This window comes from Nocardiopsis chromatogenes YIM 90109 (assembly GCF_000341185.1).
GTDB lineage: Bacteria > Actinomycetota > Actinomycetes > Streptosporangiales > Streptosporangiaceae > Nocardiopsis_A > Nocardiopsis_A chromatogenes.
Genome location: NZ_ANBH01000011.1, coordinates 1 through 20,780, shown reverse-complemented (window position 1 = coordinate 20,780; position 20,780 = coordinate 1). Strand labels below are relative to the sequence as shown.

Annotated in this window: 11 protein-coding genes, 1 tRNA gene and 2 pseudogenes; 9 read left to right on the top strand and 5 right to left on the bottom strand. The window is 73.3% G+C overall.

Going from position 1 to position 20,780, the window contains the following annotated elements:
* The 3 genes from D476_RS31735 to D476_RS0101155 form a co-directional block, all read left to right on the top strand.
* A partial coding sequence (locus tag D476_RS31735; RefSeq protein ID WP_017622153.1) for a prolipoprotein diacylglyceryl transferase family protein occupies positions 1-1,039 on the top strand: 1,039 nt, incomplete at its 5' end.
* Positions 1,040-1,108: 69 nt separating this feature from the next.
* Positions 1,109-2,293: a hypothetical protein gene (locus D476_RS0101160; RefSeq protein WP_017622152.1), complete on the top strand. Its 1,185-nt coding sequence runs from the start codon at positions 1,109-1,111 to the stop codon at positions 2,291-2,293.
* A gap of 126 nt (positions 2,294-2,419) precedes the next feature.
* Positions 2,420-3,484, top strand: a complete 1,065-nt coding sequence (locus D476_RS0101155) for a hypothetical protein (protein WP_017622151.1) — start codon at positions 2,420-2,422, stop codon at positions 3,482-3,484.
* A 610-nt stretch (positions 3,485-4,094) separates the two neighbouring features.
* Here the strand turns inward: D476_RS0101155 and D476_RS0101150 are convergent.
* Positions 4,095-5,783 carry a bis-aminopropyl spermidine synthase family protein gene (locus tag D476_RS0101150; protein ID WP_017622150.1) on the bottom strand — a complete coding sequence of 563 codons (1,689 nt, stop codon included), beginning with the start codon at positions 5,781-5,783 and terminating at the stop codon, positions 4,095-4,097.
* An 878-nt stretch (positions 5,784-6,661) separates the two neighbouring features.
* Here D476_RS0101150 and gltB point away from each other — a divergent pair.
* Together gltB and D476_RS0101140 are read left to right on the top strand one after the other, a co-directional pair.
* Positions 6,662-11,254, top strand: coding sequence for a glutamate synthase large subunit (gltB, locus tag D476_RS0101145; protein WP_040724860.1), 4,593 nt, complete (start codon positions 6,662-6,664; stop codon positions 11,252-11,254).
* Positions 11,255-11,282: 28 nt separating this feature from the next.
* On the top strand, positions 11,283-12,737 hold the full coding sequence (locus D476_RS0101140) for a glutamate synthase subunit beta (RefSeq protein WP_017622148.1): 1,455 nt from the start codon (positions 11,283-11,285) through the stop codon (positions 12,735-12,737).
* 397 nt (positions 12,738-13,134) lie between these two features.
* Here the strand turns inward: D476_RS0101140 and D476_RS38675 are convergent.
* A pseudogene (locus D476_RS38675) lies at positions 13,135-13,662 on the bottom strand (transposase); the annotation flags it as partial.
* 181 nt (positions 13,663-13,843) lie between these two features.
* Between D476_RS38675 and D476_RS0101125 the strand changes: the two are divergent.
* The 3 genes from D476_RS0101125 (at position 13,844) to pyk (ending at position 16,931) form a co-directional block, all read left to right on the top strand.
* The gene (locus D476_RS0101125) at positions 13,844-14,263 is read left to right on the top strand and encodes a DUF2784 domain-containing protein (RefSeq protein WP_017622145.1); all 420 of its coding nucleotides are present in this window, start codon (positions 13,844-13,846) and stop codon (positions 14,261-14,263) included.
* A 119-nt stretch (positions 14,264-14,382) separates the two neighbouring features.
* Positions 14,383-15,291, top strand: a complete 909-nt coding sequence (locus D476_RS0101120) for a hypothetical protein (protein ID WP_017622144.1) — start codon at positions 14,383-14,385, stop codon at positions 15,289-15,291.
* Positions 15,292-15,500: 209 nt separating this feature from the next.
* A complete protein-coding gene (pyk, locus tag D476_RS0101115; RefSeq protein WP_017622143.1) occupies positions 15,501-16,931 on the top strand; it encodes a pyruvate kinase in 1,431 nt (476 codons plus the stop codon).
* A 1,063-nt stretch (positions 16,932-17,994) separates the two neighbouring features.
* Here the strand turns inward: pyk and D476_RS38670 are convergent.
* From D476_RS38670 to D476_RS0101100, 3 genes and pseudogenes are all read right to left on the bottom strand, one after another.
* Positions 17,995-18,927: pseudogene (locus tag D476_RS38670) on the bottom strand (DUF1266 domain-containing protein); the annotation flags it as partial.
* A 180-nt stretch (positions 18,928-19,107) separates the two neighbouring features.
* Positions 19,108-19,908: a helix-turn-helix domain-containing protein gene (locus tag D476_RS0101105; protein WP_017622142.1), complete on the bottom strand. Its 801-nt coding sequence runs from the start codon at positions 19,906-19,908 to the stop codon at positions 19,108-19,110.
* An 89-nt stretch (positions 19,909-19,997) separates the two neighbouring features.
* A tRNA-Leu gene (locus D476_RS0101100) sits at positions 19,998-20,071 on the bottom strand.
* A gap of 151 nt (positions 20,072-20,222) precedes the next feature.
* Here D476_RS0101100 and D476_RS0101095 point away from each other — a divergent pair.
* Positions 20,223-20,780: ANTAR domain-containing response regulator (locus tag D476_RS0101095; RefSeq protein WP_026123120.1), on the top strand; the 558-nt coding region annotated here is incomplete at its 3' end.

Here is a 20,780-nt window from a genome sequence, read left to right as displayed (position 1 = left end):
GCCGATCCAGGCGCTGTACATCTGGAACGGCGGCCTCGGCATCTGGGGCGCCATCCCGCTGGGCGCGCTGGGCGTGTGGCTCGGCGCGCGCCGCCGCGGCCTGTCGATGTCGAAGCTGTCCTTCGCCATCGCGCCCACCATCCCGCTGGCGCAGGCCTTCGGGCGCTGGGGCAACTACTTCAACCAGGAGCTCTTCGGGCGCCCGACCGACCTGCCGTGGGCGCTGGAGATCTCCACCGACGCCGGGCGCCCGGCCGGGTACATCGAGGGCTTCAGCACCTACCACCCCACGTTCCTGTACGAGTCCCTGTGGAACATCGGCCTGGCGGTGCTCCTGGCCTGGGCCGGGCGGCGCTACGCCGACCGGCTCGGCGGCGGACGGCTCTTCGCGCTCTACGTCATGGGCTACTGTGTGGGGCGGTTCTGGATCGAGTACATGCGCATCGACCCGGCGAACGAGATCCTCGGCTTCCGCCTGAACAACTGGACGTCGCTCCTGGTGTTCGCGGGGGCCCTGGCCTACTTCGTCTGGGCGGGGCGGCGGCTGGACCGCTTCTCCACGCGCGTGGTGCCCTACGGCCACGAGGCCGGAACCCAGGTCTTCGACACCGACCCGGCCACCGACGGCGAGGAGGGGCGGACCGGCGCCGCCGCGGCCTCCGCCGACACCGGGGACACGGGCCGGGCGGACGCCGAGGGATCCGTCACACCCGAACCGGAGGGCGAGGACGCCGGTACCGGACCCGCGCAGGACGCCCCCGCCGACACCGGGGCCGCGCAGGCCGGAGCCCCGGACACCGCCGGGCCCGAAGGGGACCGGGCCGACGGGGACACCCCCGCCGGCGGGGACCACACGGCGGACGGCGGGCCCGAGGGCGGGCCGGAGGCCCAGACCGAAGAGACCCCGGCCGGAGCGGACGCCACCGACGGCTCCGAGACGGCCCCCGACACCGACACGGCCCCCGACGCCGGGACCGGCTCCGAGTCCGACAAGGACGGGGCCGCGACCGGACCCGCGGACAACAAGCGGGAGGACTAGGCGCCGCCGGCGCCGCCGCGGAACCCCCGCGGACGCGGCGGCGCCGACGAGGATGAGTGAGCTAGCGACGTGAGCAGATCGGACTCCGCCGGCCGGGCGGGCGCGCGCGGATCGCGCCGCGCCCGGAACGGCCGCCGCCACCGCGGCGACGCCGCACCGCAGGACACCGCGGCCGACACCGGCCCCGGCGAAGTGGTCGAGGAGTTCGGGCCCGCGGCCGACGACGGCCCCGGGCCCGAGGCCGCGCCCGGAGGGGAGGAGGCGGCCGAGGAGGCCGCCCCCGCCCGGAAGGGCAAGCGCAAGGGCAAGGCGAAGAAGGCCAGGAAGGGCCGCCGGGCCCAGCCCGAGGCGGCGCCCCCGCGCCGGGGCCGCCGCGCGGCCGCCGACGGCGTCGACCCCGTCTCCAAGTTCTCCGCCACTGCCCTGCGCAAGGTCAGCGTCCTGGGCGACCGCCCCAACCAGGTCGTCAACACCCTCGCCGAGCAGAGCACCGGCAAGCGCGGCACCGCCGTGCTGGGAGTGCTGCTCGGATTGTGCGGGGTGGCCCTCGTCGTGCTCCTGGGCGTGCTCTTCTACCTGCTGCTGTTCACCGAGAACCCCCTCAAGGGCGGCGACGACCCCGTCATGGCCATGCCGGAGGACGGCCACTCCACCCTCCTGCCCACCGTCTACCAGGGCGAGTCGCAGGAGCAGGACATCTTCGCCCCCATCGCCGAGCGGCCCGACGACGCCGAGCCGCTCGACGCCGAAAAGGTGTTCGGGTCCGACGCCGAGAAGCTCGAACTCGACGACTTCACCCTCACCCTCCAGACCGCGGAGGCCACCGACACCTGCACCCGGTGGGTGTGGGGCGAGGACGTGGGCCAGGCGCTGGTCGACGGCGGCTGCACCTCCGCCGCCCGCGGCTACTACCAGGACGCGGACAAGGAGTACGTGGCACAGTTCACGCTCTTCGACCTGTCCGACGCCGAGGCCTCCAGCGCCGCCGCCAAGACGCTCGACCCGCGCAACCGCGAGACCGACGTCGGCTTCCTGGTGCCCATGGACCAGGGCGTGGACGGCCTGCACCAGGGGTACAGCCAGGCATCGACCCAGGTCATGGGGCACTACCTGGCGGTGTACTGGGTGGCCCGCGCCGACGCCGGGGAGCCGGAGGAGGACACCGCCATGGCCAAGGTCAACGTGGTGGCCATGGACGCGGCGGTGTGGGTCTACGAGCAGGTGGGCCGCGCCAAGGAGGAGCAGGAGGGCTGACCGCCCGCGCGGCGCCGTCCCCCGCGATCCCGGCTAGGATGCGCCTACCGGCGCCGCGCCCCGTGCTCACCGCGCGGCCCGGACGTCACAACGCGAACAGCATGCTCAGGCATTCGAGAGGTCACGGTGTCTTCTTCAGATCCCTCAGGCGCGACCCCCCGCGCGGCGGCCACGGGCGGCAGGCGCAGGCGGAACGGCGGAGGCGACCCCGGTGAGGGGGCGGCCGACGCGCCGCGCCGGCGCTCCGGCGGGTCCCGGCGCAAGCCGGACTCCGCGGACGGAGCCGACGGGGGCGGCAAGGGCACGCGGCGCGGGAAGGCGCTGCCGATCCTGCTGGGCGCCCTGGGCGTGGCCGTGGTCGCGCTCGTCGGTGTGCTGGTCTGGAACTTCATGGGCGGGGGCGCGCAGGCCCCGGCGCAGGCCCGGCCCACCACCTACTCGGTGTACGACTCGGACAAGTTCATCGAGGTGCTGCCCTCGCAGGAGGTCGACTCGCGCCCCCTCACCGAAGGGGAGATGTTCGAGCGCGGCAACGAGGAGATCGACAGCCAGGACATCGTCTTCGAGCTCCAGGCCACGTCGCTGACCGAGGACTGCTCGAAGGCGGTGTGGGGGTCGAAGGTGCAGAAGGCGCTCGACGACGCCGGGTGCACCCAGGCGGCGAGCGCCGCCTACGACTCGGGCGACTACGTGGGCGCGGCGGTGCTGTTCAACCTGCGCGACGCCGAGGCCTCCCAGGCGGTGGCCGACGCCATGGAGCAGCCGCTGATCACCGATGAGGACGAGGAGAGCCCCGGCTTCATCCTGAACCCGGGGACGGAGGACCCGCTGACCCGGCTGGGAACGGGCTTCAGCCGGGCCGAGGCGTCGGTGAGCGGCCACTACCTGCTGGTGGCCTGGGCCCAGAACAAGTCCTCGCAGGACCCGAGCGAGCGCGAGGACCTGACCGCCCCGCTGATCGCGCTGAGCGGGTACCAGGACCCGCTGTACCGGAGGGTCGTCAACCAGGAGCGCCCCGGCCTGGAAACCGACCAGGGCGCGGGCGCCGGGAGCGGCACCGGGACGGGCGCGGAGTCCGGCCAGGGCACGGGCGCCGAGCAGGGCACAGGCCAGGGCGCGGGCACCGGAGCCGGCGGCGCCGGACAGGGCGCGGGCACCGGCACCGAGCAGGGAGCCACCGGCACCGGCTGATGGGCCCCGTCGGGACCGAGGCTCCGACGGTTCCCGCCGCCCGACGAGACGAGATGGACGGCGGGAGCCCCGTGTCGGCGGCCGTCCGGCGCGTGCGCGGTCACCGAAGCAGGCGACGACGGCACAGCCGGTGCCCCGCTTAGGCTTCTTGCCGGGCGGTGGGTTCCTCTCGGTCCGGGCGGGCGGCCCAGCAGGTGCCCCGCTCACCGGCCTCGGCCGTCCGCCGGGCCGACAGCGCTGCCGGAACTGCCGCCGACCCCTCCTCGCCGCCGCCTCCCACCCCACACCCGGGCGGCCCGCCGCCCGGCCGGGGTCACCGAGTGGGGCACCAACCGTGCCGCCTTCCCCGGACCGCGAGTGGCCCGCCGCCCGGCAGGCGGGATCAGGGAACCGCCCCGCTCTGGCCGTCGCCGCCCTTCACGGTGACCGCGCACACGCCCGCCACTCGACAGCGCTGCCCGAGGGGCCGCCCGCCTTCCTCATCGCCGCGGTCCCGGGAACTCCGGTGGCCTGCCACCCGGCCGGGATCCGCGAGCGGGGTACCGGCCGCCCCGTCGTCCGGCCGTGCCTCTGGCGGGGCCGCTCTCCTCATCGGTCCTGTGGGGGTGCCTCAGGTCTCGGAGTCAGGCGGGGCGGCCGCCCCGTCCTGGCCCTCCACTGCCTCGAAGATCTGCTCGGCGGCGCGGTCGAGGTCGCGGAAACGGTGTTCCGGCAGGTCCAGCAAGGTGTGCCCGGACGCCCACGGGGCCGCGTCGGCCACCAGCCGCCTCGCCGACTTCTTGTTGACCGACCGGCCGTCCTCCGCCGCCACCGCGATCAGCGCCTCCCGCAGCACGCGGGGCAGCGGCCCATGGGCGCGTTCCCGGCAGCGGGCGCGCAGGCGGTCGGCGGCCGGGGCGTCGGGGCCCACCGGGGACGGCGCGGCCTCCACCACCATCAGGCGGCTCCCGGGGCCGCCCCGGCGGAAGCGCACCCCCACCCCCGGGCCGAGCAGCGCCGCCAGCGCCCGCTGGCCCGCCTGGTCACGCACCTGCGGTGCCGACGCGGACACCACCGCCCGCACCTTCACCCCGCCCGACGCCAGCAGCGCCCGCCCCAGCAGCGCCTCCCAGCCGCCGGTCAGGTTCACCACCGCGCCCTCGGCCTCCACCGGGGCCGACATCCATGTGCCCAGGCGCACCCGGCGCACCCCCGCACACGCCGCGGTGCCGGGCCAGTCGCCCACGACCGTTCCCGGACCCCCGTCCGTCCCCGGGGCGGGCAGCGCCGCCGAGCCCGCCAGCTCCTCCAACTCGTCCGAGCCCGCCGCGGCCGCCTCCTTCGCGTTGCCGCCCTGGCTGTAGATCCGGGCCGCCTCCGGCCCCCGCCCGGCGGCCGTGCGCGCCAGCGGCCTCAGCACGTACAGGTCACTGGCGGCGCCGATCGCCTCGGCGCCCGAATAGTGATTGAAGTCCGGGTGCACCGCCTCGAACACCAGGTCCATCCGGGCCAGGCGCGCCTGTGTCTTGGCGACCAGCCCCGGGGTGGTCTCGCTCGCCCCGTAGGCGACCACCACCCGCCCCCGGCGCGGGTCGGCCATCCCCTCCATGCCCCTGCGCACGAACAGCTCCACGCCCTCCGGGGTGTACGGCGGGTCGGTGAACACCACGTCGCACGCCCCGGCCACCGCCGGTGGCAGCCCCAGCCGCAGGTCCGCGAAGTGGCACCGGACCCGCAGGCCCAAACGCTCCGCGGCCGCGCCGATGTAGGCGAGCATGCGCTCGTCGACGTCGACCACCACCGCCTCGGCCTCCGGGCGCACCAGCAGCGCCGCCAGCGACGTCAGGTCGTGGTCGCCCACGCACAGCAGCCGCCGCCCGGCCAGGTCGAACCGTTCGTCGAGGAAGACCCCGCGCCGCAGGGCGGTGCGGGCGGTGGCGGCCACATGGTCCAGGTCGGTGAGGGAGGGCGGCGCCTCAGCCACCAGGCGCCGCAGCTCCTCGGCCGCCTCGGGGCGGGCCTCCATCAGCGGCGCCCACGGGTCGGCCGGGCGGGGGCGGTCGAAGCGGGCGGCGTAGGGGCCGGGCCGCACCAGGCGGACCCGCTCCTGCGCGCCGGCCGCCGACGCCCGCTCCAGGTCGGGGCCGAGTGCGTCCAGGACCGCCGCGGCGGTGCGGTGCGCCACCGCGGTGGCGCGGACCAGCTCGCGGGGGCTCCACCAGGCCCCGTCGGACAGGGCGGCCAGGACACGGTGGGCGCGGGTGGCGTCGGCGCCCTGCGCGCCGAGCAGGGCCGAAAGCTCAGGCGGAAGATCGTTCACTGTCCGATCCTCCCATTTCCCAGGTCGAGGCGGGTTCGGGGCGCCGTGGGACCACTCAAGGCGGGGGAGGGGCCGCTGGAGCGGTGGAGCCTTCGGTGGCCGCGAGCGCCGGAGGTTCCACCACTGCAGCGTGCGTGACCGTCCAGGGGGAAGAGCCCAGGGGGAAGCAAGGGCTCCCGGAAGGCCGCCGCGCACGGCCACAGGTCAGCGCCGCCCTCCTCCCGCCGGTGGGCCCCGAGCGCCCTCCGGGGCGGCTACTGCGGGCGATCGGGCAAGTGAGATGAAACACTCCCGTAACGCCCCGCCGCCACACCCCCTCGTGTGCCGCCTCACCTGCGCAGATGCTCCCGTCCGCACCGCCCTTCGGGTGAGCGTCGGCCCATGGTCGGCATCCCCGAAGATCACCTATCGTGGACCCCGGTGGAAACACTGCGGCAACCGTGTTGTTAGCCTGCCGTCCGGTGATTTCATCCGCTTTGCGAATGTTTGCCGCCCCACCCGGGGGGAAGACCTCCGCTAGCCCGGCACACCGGGCAGGGGGCACGCCGACCCCGGGCAGGGGAGGGCGGACACCGCATCCGCGCCGCACCGCAGCGGCGAACCGGTCGGCGGAGGCGCGAAACGATTCGCGCCGCCCGCGACCAGGATGTATAACCTGACCACCGACAGGGGCAGGCACCAGGCGCACCGCACCGGTCCACGAGGACGTGACATCCGGCCGGACGGCGCGCCCGCCACCCGCCCCTGGCGCTCGCCGCGCCCCGGCCGACCGGGGACCGCGACCGGGCCACAACTCAAGACCGCACCGCCGCAGCAGGGCCAACGTCGTCCCGAATGCGCTTTGACCAAAAGCCCATCGCACGACGACAGGAGGGTAGATGCCTGCTGGCCAGGTGCGGCGTTCCGCCGCCCGCGAAAACGCCGAAGTCACCCCGAACGCGGCCGCCCGCGCCACCGGGGAGGGCCTCTACGACCGGTCCTTCGAGCACGACGCCTGCGGCGTCGGCTTCGTCGCCGACCTGACCGGGCGGCGCACCCACGACACCGTGGGCAAGGCCCTCACCGTCCTGCGCAACCTCGACCACCGCGGCGCCTCCGGCGCCGACCCCGACGACGGCGACGGGGCGGGCATCCTCACCCAGATCCCCGACGCCCTCTACCGCGAGGTCTGCGGCTTCGACCTGCCCGAGGCCGGCTCCTACGCCGCCGGGATCGCCTTCCTCCCCTCCGGCGAGGCCGACCGCGCCGCCGCCGTGCGCACCATCGAGGCCCTGGCCGCCGACGAGGGCCTGGCCGTCCTGGGCTGGCGCGACCTGCCCGTCGAGCCCTCCTACTGCGGCCCCGCCGCCCGCGAGTCCATGCCCCACTTCGGGCAGCTCTTCGTCACCGGCGCCCCCGGCGGCCCCGCAGAGGGCCGCACCGGCATCGAACTGGAGCGCTACGCCTACTGCCTGCGCAAGCGCGCCGAGCACGAGGCCGGGGTGTACTTCCCCAGCCTCAGCCCCCGCACCATCGCCTACAAGGGCATGCTCACCACGCCCCAGCTCGAGCCGTTCTTCCCCGACCTGTCGGACCGGCGCTACACCTCCGCCCTGGCACTGGTGCACTCGCGCTTCTCCACCAACACCTTCCCGTCGTGGCCGCTGGCCCACCCCTTCCGCTACGTGGCCCACAACGGCGAGATCAACACCGTCAAGGGCAACCGCAACATGATGCGCGCCCGCGAGGCCGACCTGGTCAGCGACGTGCTGCCCGGCGACCTGTCGCGCATCTTCCCCATCGTCGACCCCGAGGACTCCGACACCGCCTCCTTCGACGCCGCCCTGGAGCTCCTCCACCTGGGCGGGCGGTCCCTCCCGCACGCGGTGCTCATGATGATCCCGGAGCCGTGGGAGAACCACACCGAGATGGACCCCAAGGTCCGGGCGTTCTACGAGTACCACTCCATGCTCATGGAGCCCTGGGACGGCCCCGCCTCGGTGTCCTTCACCGACGGCAGCCTCGTCGGCGCCGTCCTGGACCGCAACGGCCTGCGCCCCGGCCGCTACTGGGTCACCGACGACGGCACGGTCGTCCTCGCCAGCGAGGCCGGCGTGCTCGACATCGACCCCGAGCGCATCGTCCGCAAGGGCCGCCTGCAGCCCGGCCGCATCTTCGTCGCCGACACCGCCTCGGGCCGCATCATCGAGGACGAGGAGATCAAGGCCGAGCTCGCCGCCGAACACCCCTACGCCGAATGGCTCGACCAGGGCGTGGTGCGCCTGTCCGAGCTGCCCGCCGCCGAGCCCGAGACCCCCGCCGACCGCGACCTCACCCGCGAACAGCAGGTCTTCGGCTACACCGAGGAAGAGCTGCGGGTCATCCTCACCCCCATGGCCCGCACCGGCGCCGAACCCATCGGCTCCATGGGCACCGACACCCCCGTCGCCGCCCTGTCCACCCGCTCCCGGCAGCTCTTCGACTACTTCACCCAGGGCTTCGCCCAGGTCACCAACCCGCCGCTGGACGCCATCCGCGAAGAGCTGGTCACCAGCCTGGGCACCGCCCTGGGCGCCGAGGAGAACCTGCTCACGGCCACCCCCGAGGACTGCCGGCGCATCGTGCTGCCCACCCCCGTCCTCGACGACGACGAACTCGCCGCCGTGCGCGCCGCCGGGGCCCCCGACGGCAACCCCGACTTCCGGGTGCACGTGCTGCACGGCACCTACCCGGTCGCCGGGGGCGGCCGCGCCCTGCGCCGCCGCCTCGACGAGATCTGCGCCGAGGCCGACGCCGCCATCGCCGGCGGCGCCCGCATCCTCGTGCTCAGCGACCGCGGCGCCGGCCCCGACCGGGCCCCCGTGCCCTCGCTGCTGCTCACCGGCGCCGTCCACCACCACCTGGTGCGGGAGAAGACCCGCAACAAGGTCGGCCTGGTCGTCGAGGCCGGGGACGCCCGCGAGTGCCACCACATGGCCCTGCTGCTGGGCTACGGCGCCTCCGCGGTCAACCCCTACCTGGCCCTGGAGACCGTCGCCGACCTGGTCGAGCGCGGCGTCATCGGCGGGACCGACACCGCCGCCGCGGTGCGCAACACCGTCAAGGCCTACGGCAAGGGCATCCTCAAGATCATGTCCAAGATCGGCGTGTCCACGGTGAGCTCCTACACCGGCGCGCAGATCTTCGAGGCCCTGGGCCTGGGCGAGGAGGTCATCGAGCACTGCTTCACCGGCACCACCTCCCGCCTGGGCGGCGCCGGGTTCGACGTGCTCGCCGAAGAGGTGCGCCTGCGCCACACCGCCGCCTACCGGGACGACCGGCCCGACCACCGGCGCCTGCCCGTCGGCGGCGAGTACCAGTGGCGGCGCGAGGGCGAACCCCACCTGTTCGACCCCGAGACCGTCTTCAAGCTGCAGCACTCCACCCGCACCCGGCGCTACGAGATCTTCAAGGAGTACACCTCCCAGGTCGACCGGCGCGCCGGGGAGCTGATGACCCTGCGCGGCCTGCTCAGGTTCAAGGAGGGCGCCCGCACCCCCGTGCCCATCGAGGAGGTCGAGCCCGCCTCGGAGATCGTCAAGCGCTTCTCCACCGGCGCCATGAGCTACGGCTCCATCTCCGCCGAGGCCCACGAGACCCTCGCCATCGCGATGAACCGCCTCGGCGGCAAGTCCAACACCGGCGAGGGCGGCGAGGACCCGCGCCGCTTCACCCCCGACGCCAACGGGGACCTGCGCCGCAGCGCCATCAAGCAGGTGGCCTCCGGCCGGTTCGGCGTGACCTCGCACTACCTCACCAACGCCGACGACATCCAGATCAAGATGGCCCAGGGCGCCAAGCCCGGCGAGGGCGGCCAGCTGCCCGGCCACAAGGTCTACCCCTGGGTGGCCACCACCCGGCACTCCACCCCCGGCGTCGGGCTCATCTCCCCGCCGCCGCACCACGACATCTACTCCATCGAGGACCTCGCCCAGCTCATCCACGACCTCAAGAACGCCAACCCGCAGGCCCGGGTGCACGTCAAGCTGGTCTCCGAGGCCGGGGTGGGCACCGTCGCCGCCGGGGTCTCCAAGGCCCACGCCGACGTGGTGCTCATCTCCGGGCACGACGGCGGCACCGGCGCCTCCCCGCTGACCTCGCTCAAGCACGCCGGAACCCCCTGGGAGCTCGGCCTGGCCGAGACCCAGCAGACCCTCATCCGCAACGGCCTGCGCGACCGCATCACCGTCCAGGCCGACGGGCAGATGAAGACCGGCCGCGACGTCGTCATCGCCGCCCTGCTCGGCGCCGAGGAGTACGGCTTCGCCACCGCGCCCCTCGTCGTCTCCGGCTGCGTCATGATGCGCGTGTGCCACCTGGACACCTGCCCGGTGGGCGTGGCCACCCAGAACCCGGCCCTGCGCGAGCGCTACTCCGGCAAGGCCGAGTTCGTGGTGAACTTCTTCGAGTTCATCGCCGAAGAGGTCCGCGAATACCTCGCCGAGCTGGGCTTCCGCAGCCTGGACGAGGCCATCGGCGCCGTGGAGGCCCTGGAGACCGACGACGCGGTCCGGCACTGGAAGACCCAGGGCCTGGACCTGGCCCCGGTGCTGCACGCCGAGAAGCCCTGGGAGGGCGACCACGTCCGCCGCGTCCGCGGCCAGGACCACGGCCTGGCCAAGGCGCTGGACAACACCCTCATCCAGCTCGCCGAGGGCGCCCTGGACTACGGCCAGAAGGTCACCCTCGACCTGCCGGTGCGCAACGTCAACCGCACCGTCGGCACCATGCTCGGCCACGAGGTCACCAAGCGGTTCGGCGCCGACGGCCTGCCCGACGACACCGTCGACATCACCTTCACCGGGTCCGCCGGACAGTCCTTCGGCGCCTTCGTCCCGCGCGGGGTCACCCTGCGCCTGGTCGGCGACGCCAACGACTACGTCGGCAAGGGCCTGTCCGGCGGCCGCATCACCGTGCGGCCCCCGCAGGAGGCGCCCTTCCCCGCAGAAGAGCACATCATCGCCGGGAACGTCATCGCCTACGGCGCCACCTCCGGCGAGGTGTTCCTGCGCGGCGTCGTCGGCGAGCGGTTCTGCGTGCGCAACTCCGGCGCCCTGGCCGTCGCCGAGGGCGTGGGCGACCACGGGTGCGAGTACATGACCGGCGGGCGCGCCGTCGTCCTCGGCCGCACCGGCCGCAACTTCGCCGCCGGGATGAGCGGCGGCACCGCCTACGTGCTCGACCTGGACCCCGAGCGGGTCAACGGCGAGATGGTCGACCTGGAGCCGCTGGAGGAGGCCGACCGCGAGTTCCTGCGCGACGTGCTGGCCCGGCACCGCGCCGAGACCGGCTCGGCCGTCGCCGAGAAGCTGCTGGCCGGGTTCGACACCGAGTCCGCCCGCTTCACCAAGGTCATGCCGCGCGACTTCAAGCGCGTGCTGGCCGCCCGCGCCGAGGCCGAGCGCACCGGAGCCGACGTCGACCAGGCCGTCATGGCCGCCGCGCAGGCCTAGCCCCGCGCCGAGAGAGGAGGGACCACCCATGGGCGACCCCAAGGGCTTTTTGAAGATCACCGAGCGCGAGCTGCCCGCGCACCGCCCCGTCGACGTCCGCATCCAGGACTGGCGCGAGGTCTACCAGGACTTCGACCGCGGCACCGTCACCAAGCAGGCGTCCCGCTGCATGGACTGCGGCATCCCGTTCTGCCACAACGGCTGCCCCCTCGGGAACCTCATCCCCGAGTGGAACGACCTGGTGCACCGGCACGACTGGGGCGAGGCCATCGAGCGGCTGCACGCCACCAACAACTTCCCCGAGTTCACCGGGCGGCTGTGCCCCGCCCCGTGCGAGTCGGCGTGCGTGCTGGGCATCAACCAGCCCGCCGTGACCATCAAGAACGTCGAGGTGTCCATCATCGACCGCGCCTGGGAGGAGGGCTGGGTCCGGCCCCTGCCCCCCAAGGTGCGCACCGGCAGGAAGGTCGCGGTCGTCGGCTCGGGCCCGGCCGGGCTGGCCGCCGCCCAGCAGCTCACCCGCGCCGGGCACGACGTCACCGTCTACGAGCGCGCCGACCGCATCGGCGGGCTGCTGCGCTACGGCATCCCCGAGTTCAAGATGGAGAAGCGCCACCTGGACCGCCGCCTGGCCCAGATGGCCGCCGAGGGCACCCGCTTCCGGCCCGGCATCGACGTCGGCACCGACATCACCGCCAAGGAGCTGCGCGCCGAGAACGAGGCCGTGGTGCTCACCGGCGGGGCCACCCAGGCCCGCGACCTGCCGGTGCCCGGGCGCGAGCTGGACGGCGTCCACCAGGCCATGGAGTACCTGCCCCCGGCCAACAGGGTGCAGGAGGGCGACACCGCCGAGCCCGCGATCAGCGCCCAGGGCAAGGACGTGGTCGTCATCGGCGGCGGCGACACCGGCGCCGACTGCATCGGCACCGCCCACCGCCAGGGCGCCCGGTCGGTCACCCAGCTGGAGATCATGCCCAAGCCCCCGGCCAAGCGGCCCGAGGGCCAGCCCTGGCCCACCATGCCGGCGGTCTACAAGGTCACCAGCGCCCACGAGGAGGGCGGCAAGCGCGTCTACTCGGTCAACACCGTGGAGTTCCTCGGCGACGACCAGGGGCGGGTGCGCGCGCTCAAGCTCGTGGACGTCGAGCGCACCGAGAACGGGTTCGAGCCGGTGCCCGGCACCGAGCGGGAGATCCCGGCCCAGCTCGTCACCCTGGCGATGGGCTTCGTCGGCCCGGAGAAGAAGGGCCTGCTGGAGGACCTGGGCGTGGAGCTGGACGGGCGCGGCAACGTGGTCCGCGACGAGGACTACGCCACCACCGTCGACGGCGTGTTCTGCGCGGGCGACATGGGGCGCGGCCAGTCCCTGATCGTGTGGGCCATCGCCGAGGGCCGCTCGGCGGCCGCGGGCGTCGACCGCTACCTGGGCGCCGACACCGCCCTTCCGACGGCCATCCCGCCCACGGCGCGGCCGCTGGTCTAGCATCCGGGCGGGGGCCGCACGGCGGCCCCCGCCCCCCGTCTCGGGGCCGCCCCTCGGAACAGCGTCACGCGAGGGGCGGCCCTGAGGTGTGCCCGCGTACGTCGATGCACCTGGGCACGTGGGCACACGGCCGGGGGAGGGGCGCCCGGCCGGGCACCGCCGACGGGGCCGATACCGAAGGCGCCCTGCCGGGGCGCGTGGTCCATGGCCGTCGTGGACCTGTTCGGGGGCGGTCGCCGTAGCGTCGGAGGGGGAGGCGCCCCGGTTGCGGCGTGGTGCGGTGGAGGGGTGTCGGAAGGATGCGTCTGGACGCCGCGCGGCAGTCCGTGCCCCCGGCGATCCCGAAGCCGCCGGGCCGTCACTGACGGTCAGGGGCGCCCCGTACTATTCCTCCTGCTCACCGGCGGTTCGCGGTCAGGCGGCCCTCGAAGGCCAGATCGAAGGCGTTCAGCGCCCTCTTTCAACGGCCGCTCCACCAGGCCCTGCCGGCTCCCTTGGGATCCAAGGCCATCAGCGCGTGATGGACGCACTTCAAAGCAGCGCTCCCGCTGGGAAAGCGCCCGCGGGCCCTGACCGCGCGGCGGGTACGGGCGTTGATCGACTCGATCGCGTTGGTCGTGCACACCACCTGGCGGATCTCGGCGTCGAAGGCCGGGAACGGCACCATCCCGGGCCAGGCCTGCTCCCACGGCCGCACGATGGCCGGTTACCTGTCGCCCCGGTCCTGGGCGAACCCGGCGAAGCGCTCGGCGGCGGCCTGCTCGGCGGGGGCGGTGTAGACGGCCCGCAGAGCGGCGGCGATGCGCTTGCGGCGCTTGCGGCCGGTGTGGCAGGCATAGCGGAAGCTGTCGCGCATCAGGTGCACGATGCAGGTCTGCAGCACCGTGCGGGGCCACACGCCCTCCACCGCCTCGCCCATCCCCTTGCGACGCCCAGGCACGCCCCTCGCCCCGTCCTCATCGGTCGACAGCGCACCCCGGGCCGCCCCCCCTGCTCCCGGGGACACGGCGGCCTTGCGGCGGGCATGACGCCGCCGGTGCCCTCCACGGGCCTGATCCGACGAACACGCCCTGGCCCGGCCGCCGCCCGCCGGATACCGTCGGCACATGGGGTACCGGCTCCTCGGGGAGGCGGCCATGCTCCTGCACTTCGCCTTCCTCGCCTACGTCACCCTCGGCGGCCTGCTCGCCTGGCGGTGGCCCGTACTGCTGTGGCCGCACGCCCTCGTGGCCGCCTACGCCCTGGCCATCACCCTCGTCGGCTGGGACTGCCCCCTCACCCACGTCGAGGACTGGGCGCGCATGCGCGCAGGGCAGGCCGGGCTGCCCTCGGAGGGCTTCGTCGAGCACTACCTGACCGGCGTCGTCTACCCCGCCGAGCACCTGCTCACCGCACAGCTGGCGGTGGCGGCGGCCGTCACCGCCTCGTGGACCGGCGCCGCCGTCCTGGCCCTCCGCCGCCGGGGCCGCGGCGGATCGGGCGGCTCCGGGGGTCCCCGGCGGCCCGGAGCCGTTAAGGATTCGTGAGAATTCCCCCCTTGGGGAGCGATTTGCGCCCGATTTGCCCACGTATAAATGCGGCAAAATCCCCTAAATCGGGCCAGTCGGCCAGGTTTGCCCCAGGGCGCCGGGTGCACAATCGGGGCATGACCACCGTGAAAGCCGACGCCCTGCACGCCGCAGAGCACTTCATGTCGCGCTCCGCGCGCCTCCTCGACCGCCACCGCTTCGCCTACCTCTTCACCGGCGGCCCGGCAGAGCCCGTCCGCACCGTCCTCGACGGCTACCGCAACGTCGACGGCGGCTACGGCAACGCCCTCTACCCCGACCTGCGCGGCCACGGAAGCCAACCCCTCACCGTCAAATACGCCCTGCGCTACCTCGACGAACTCGGCCCCATCACCGAAGACCGCGCAGGCGCCATCACCACCTACCTCACCAGCGTCAGCCACCCCAACGGCGGCGTCCCCCCGGTCACCGCCACCGCCCGCCACACCGAAGCCGCACCCCACTGGCGCACCGCCGCCGCCGAACACCCCCACGGCGCCCTGCGCCCCACCGCCGCCATCGCCGGACTCCTCCACAAACACCACACCCCCGGCGCCTGGCGCGACCGCGCCACCGCCTTCTGCTGGACCCGCATCGACGCCCTCCACTGGACCGACCCCGACGAAGCCCAAGCCATCTGCACCTTCCTCGAATACGCCCCCGACCGCGCCCGCGCCGAAGCCGCCCTCGACCGCCTCACCCCCATGATCCGCGCCGTCATCGAGACCGACCCCCAGCGACCCGGCACCGTGCGCCGCCCCCTCGACATCGCCCCCCACCCCCGCAGCCTCGCCCGCCGCATGTTCACCGACGACGAGATCAACGGCAACCTCGACCTCCTCGAAGCCACCCAACTCCCCGACGGCGGCTGGGAGACCGCCCGCGAACACTGGACCGACCAGGCCACCCGCGAATGGCGCGGCATGGCCACCATCCGCCGCCTGCTCACCCTCCAAGCCCACGGACGCCTCACCACCGGCGCCCCCGACCGCAACACCGGCCCCTGACCCCGCACCGGGAACCGCTGACGGCGGGGCCCGCTGAAGGGCCGACACCCCGGCCCCTCAGCGGGCCCCGAACCCACCCCGCCACCCGCCACCGGCCCCACCCCGACACGCCCCCCATCACCCCACGTCCCCGCCCCGCCACCCACCGGACGCCCGTTCGCAACCTGGTTTAGACCACCCGGGCCCAGGAACGCTCTAGAGTGGGAAGAGTGACACGACGAGCAAAGATCGTCGCGACCCTCGGCCCGGCCACCGCGAGCCCGGAGATCCTCCGCGAGCTCGTCGACGCCGGCCTCGACGTCGCACGACTCAACCTCAGCCACGGAACCCACGACGACCACCGCGCCAACTACGAGAACGTGCGCGCGGCGGCCCACGAGAAAGGCCGCAACGTCGGCATCCTCGCCGACCTCCAAGGCCCCAAGATCCGACTGGGCACCTTCGCCGACGGCCCCGTCGAACTCACCCCCGGGGACCCCTTCACCATCACCGTCGACGACGTCCCCGGCGACGCCCGCCGCGTCTCCACCACCTACAAGGGACTCACCGGCGACGTCCGCCCCGGCGACCGCGTCCTCATCGACGACGGCCGCATCGCCCTGGAATGCACCAAGACCACCGGCACCGACGTGCACACCCGCGTCATCATCGGCGGCCCCGTCTCCGACCACAAGGGCCTCAACCTGCCCGGCGTGGCCGTCAGCGTCCCCGCACTCACCGACAAGGACACCGAAGACCTGCGCTGGGCCCTGCGCCAAGGCGTCGACATGGTCGCCCTGTCCTTCGTGCGCAGCCCCGCCGACGCCGACGAGGTCCACGCCATCATGGACGAGGAGGGCGTGCGCGTCCCCCTCATCGCCAAGATCGAAAAACCCCAGGCGGTCGAACGCCTCCAGGACATCATCGAGGTCTTCGACGGCGTCATGGTCGCCCGCGGCGACCTCGGCGTCGAACTCCCCCTCGAAAACGTCCCCATGGTGCAAAAGCGCGCCATCGAGCGCTGCCGCGACAAGGCCAAGCCGGTCATCGTCGCCACCCAGATGCTCGAATCCATGATCAGCGCGCCCCGGCCCACCCGCGCCGAAGCCTCCGACGTCGCCAACGCCGTCCTCGACGGCGCCGACGCCGTCATGCTCTCCGGCGAGACCAGCGTCGGCGCCTACCCCGTCGAGACGGTCCACACCATGGCCCGCATCGTCGTCGCCGCCGAACAGGAATCCCTGCGCGCCTCGCACATCCTCAACCGGGTGCCCGAGACCACCGGCGGAGCCATCGCCCGCGCCGCGGCCGAGGTCGGCGCCACCATCGGCGCCAAAGCCCTCGTCGCCTTCACCATGTCCGGCGAGACCGCCCGGCGCCTGGCCCGATACCGCTCACCCATCCCGCTCATCGCCTTCACCACCCAGGACAGCACCCGCGGGCGCCTGTCCCTGCAGTGGGGCGTCGACGCCTTCTGCGTCCCCTGGGTCGACCACACCGACGAGATGGTCCGCCAAGTCGAGACCGAGCTCCTCGACATGGGCATCTACCAGAAGGGCGACAAGATCGTCATCGTGGCGGGAAGCCCGCCCGGAACCCCCGGTTCCACCAACTCCCTGCGCGTGCACCGCATCGGTGACGCCATCACGCACGGGAAGTGATCCGCCGCTGAACCGGCAGGGGCACCGGCCGAGGGACGCACACCGTCCCCGCCGACGACGCCCCGCCGACAGGCCCCGCACCCGGGAACGCCCCCAGGGCGAGTCCCGGGCGGGGGCCTGAGGGGGCGGCGGACCGGCCAACAGGCGCCCCGCGCGCCTGCCGACCGCCCCCACCCCGCCGGCACCGCGAACACCGCGCCCCACCCCTCCTAAGACAGGGGAACAGCGGCACACACCACGCGCAGACCAGCGGCACGGCAGAGACCAGTGGCACAGGGGACGCAGAAGGACACCGCGCCCCAGGCGCCCCAGGAGCGGACACCGCCCGGGCGCCCTCCACGACAGGAGCCACAGGCACCCGAGAGCCCCCGCACCCGGCGCGACCGCGGCCGGCCGACACCCCCGGACACCCCGGACGGACCCGGCCCAGCACAGGAACACCGGACGGGAACAGGCGGACACCGCCCCACCCGGACACCGGACGGGCGCAGGCGCTCAGCCGCCCCCGGCGCCGACGTCAGCGCCGACGCGCACCCGCCGGGCCGCCCTCGACACCGCCGAACGGCCCACCACCCGGCTCGCCGTCCTCCCGCGCAGCCTCCTCATCCACCGCCTCACGCGGCTGAGGCGGCTCCTCCCCGCCGTCGGCCGGGCCACCGTCGACGAGGCCCCCGTCGACCGACTCGACCGGCGGGACCGGCCCGTCAGGCGCCACGCCCCCGACCGGCCCCAACGCCCCGGCTCCGACCCCGGCGAGGTCCGCCCCGGGGGCGCCCACCTCCGAGCCCTCGAAACCATCGACGCCGTCGAAATCGACGTCATCGAGCTCCGGGTCGCCGACACCGTGCTCGGCCAGGACGGGATCCACCCCGCTCACCGCGCCGACGAGTCCTTCAGCATCCTCGGTGCCCTCGGTGCCGCCCGCGGCACCGGACGGGCCGTCCTCCGCCGCCGAACCGCCCCCGACAGCCCCATCCGCCCCACCGGCAGGCCCACCGCCCTCGGACGGCCCACCCGCCACGGCACCCGGAAGCACATACGACCCCTCACCGGTGCCCGCCGACTCGTACGGCACCCGCTCCAACGGCATGTCCCACGGCAGCAGCCGCCACGGACTGTCATCGTCCGCCGTCAAGATCCCCAGCGCCGTCCAGACCCGGTCCGGCTCACCCTCGCCACCGGCGCCGCCCCGCCACAGCAGATAACCCCCGTGGAACGCCGCCGACAACCGGTCCCACCCCGAGAACCGGCGCTGCAGGTCCGTGGCCACCCGGCGCAGCAGATTCTGCGTCTCGGCCCGGCTCAACCAGCTCAGCGTCGCCCCGCCGCACGCCAACCGCACCAGGTGCGCCGACTTCCACCACTCATAGGAGCCGATCACCACCGAGTCCACGCCCTCCTCGGCGCCGGTCACCTCACGCATCCGCTCCACCTGCTCCGGAGTGAGCCGCACGCGCTGCTCCGGCGCCGCGCCGCCCGCCGACCCCGCCCCCTCGGGCGAGCGCGTGCGCGCCACCCCGGTGCGCAGGTCGACCAGCAGGTCCGGGTGGGGGGCCGAATGCAGCTCCTCCCAGAGCCCCTCGACCGTGGCCAGCAGGCCCGCGCGGTCGGTGATGCCCCACTCCTCCTCCAGCACCTTGCGGTACCGGCGGCGCAGCTGCGGACGGGAGATGACATCCCACGGCTCGGCGACCGCGACCCGGAAGGGGGCGGCGACCGCCGCCGCCCAGCGCTCGGTGCTCAGCGGGCCGTCCCGGTCCCGGGCGCGCAGGGACGGCGCCTCGCGGGACCCGATGACCAGTTCGGCGAAGGACAGGGCCATCAGGGCGGCGATGGGCAGGAACGCCCAACCGCCCTGGCCGGTGGCGACGAGCACGACGATGAGCAGCGCCAGCGGGGCCAATAGCCACGGCTGCCGCCGCTTGGAGCCCCAGGCGACCACCGCCCAGGAACCGATCACCAGGATCCCGAGGATCCCGGCCACCGCGGTCAGCACCGCCCACTCCCTTCGCACCGGACGACGCCGGAGGGCGTCCGTCCGCGACACTCCCGAACTCCAGCATCAGGGACTCGCGGCCGCCATGGCGACGAAACCCACGTGTTGTGCTCAGGTTGTGGCCGTGATGTGACCACAGGGAGTGACGTGGAGGTGAGCGGAGGATAAGGATGCGCCGGATCAGCTCTTCGGGCCGATGAAGGTGTCCAGGAGGGCCACGGAGTCGCGCTTGGCGACGGAGAGGGTGCCGGTGTCCTGATGGTGCGCGGCCTTGTTCGGCACCCAGACGAGCTTCCACTTGGCTCCCACTTGGTCCAGCGCGTCTCCGAGGATGGCGTGGATGTCTTTGGACGTGTTGCTGAAGCAGTATCGCGGGTACTCGTAGTACTTCCACTCGCCGGAGACCATCCGGCGGACCCTATTGGTGGCGCGACAGCCGTCGGAGTGGAAGAGCCCTCGGATCAGTTGCTGGGGGTGGGCCCTCACAACTTCCTGCTGCCAGGCATCGAGCTTGATCAGTCTGGAGTGCTTGGGGCCGGGTCCGTGCTGGGGGAATATGCACGGCCAGTGTTTCGACACCGCCTGCACGACCGTGCACCCGGGCTTCTCGCGAGTGAAGGGCGTGACGGGAAAGACGGCTCCCACCGCTCTGCGACACTCTTCGACGAGATCGGTGTAGATGGCGCTGCAGTAGATCGCCAATAAGTAGGTCCCCTTCTTGGTGCGGACGATGTGGCCGTCCCCCAGATACAGGCCGAGAAGGTAGGCATAGGCGTTCTCGTCGAGAGGGGCGCCAGCACACGAAGGGCAGTAAGTAGTCCTGTCGTCGCGGTAGCTCTCCTGTCTGGGGCCTCGCCGACGCCCTGTTCTCCAGTGCCGGACGGTCCAGATCGAGACGCCCACGGACTCGGCGACCCGTCGATCGGTCCATCCCTGGGCATGCAGGCGCAGGGCCTCATTCACGACTTTGCGGGGGTACATGCGTTCGAGTATCGCCTGTGGGGGCGTACTTGTGTTCGAGTTCCACAGAAAAAAAGAAAGCCATCCAAAAGATGGCTTTTGTAGGGAAGTGCCCCGAGTGGGATTCGAACCCACACTGTACGAGGTTTGAGCTCGCTTTCTCTTCCTGTTGGAATATCGGGGCCTTTATGCCCAATGGGGCGATTTTCTGTTGTCGTCTGGCGTGGGGTCTCTAGGGGGCCTCCTGTGCTCGTTCCCAGCGCGCGGCGCAGGCGGTGCAGACCATCGTAGCGGATCTCGGTACCCTCGTGTTCGTGACGACGACGCAGAGCCGCGTGGTGATCGCGGAAGACGAGGCCCTGATCCGGCTGGACCTCAAGGAGATGCTCGAGGAGGACGGCTATGCCGTCGTGGGCGAGGCGGGCGACGGTGAGACGGCGATACGCCTCGCCGCCGAACTCAAGCCCGACCTGGTCATCCTCGACATCAAGATGCCCGTCCTGGACGGGCTGTCGGCCGCTGAGCGGATCGCCGCCGAGCGCATCGCCCCCGTCGTCATCCTGACGGCGTTCTCGCAGCGCGAGCTGGTGGAGCGGGCGCGTGATGCCGGGGCGATGGCCTACCTGGTGAAGCCGTTCAGTAAGTCCGACCTGGTGCCCGCCATCGAGATGGCGGTCAGCCGGTACGCCGAGCTGTCCGCCCTGGAGGCCGAGGTGTCGGGGCTGCAGGACCGCCTGGAGACCCGCAAGCTCGTCGAGCGGGCGAAGGGGCTGCTGCAGAGCAGGCACGGGCTCAGTGAGCCGGAGGCCTTCCGCTGGATCCAGAAGAACTCCATGGACCGTCGGCTGACCATGCGCAAGGTCGCCGAGACCGTGGTCGAGACGCTCGAACAG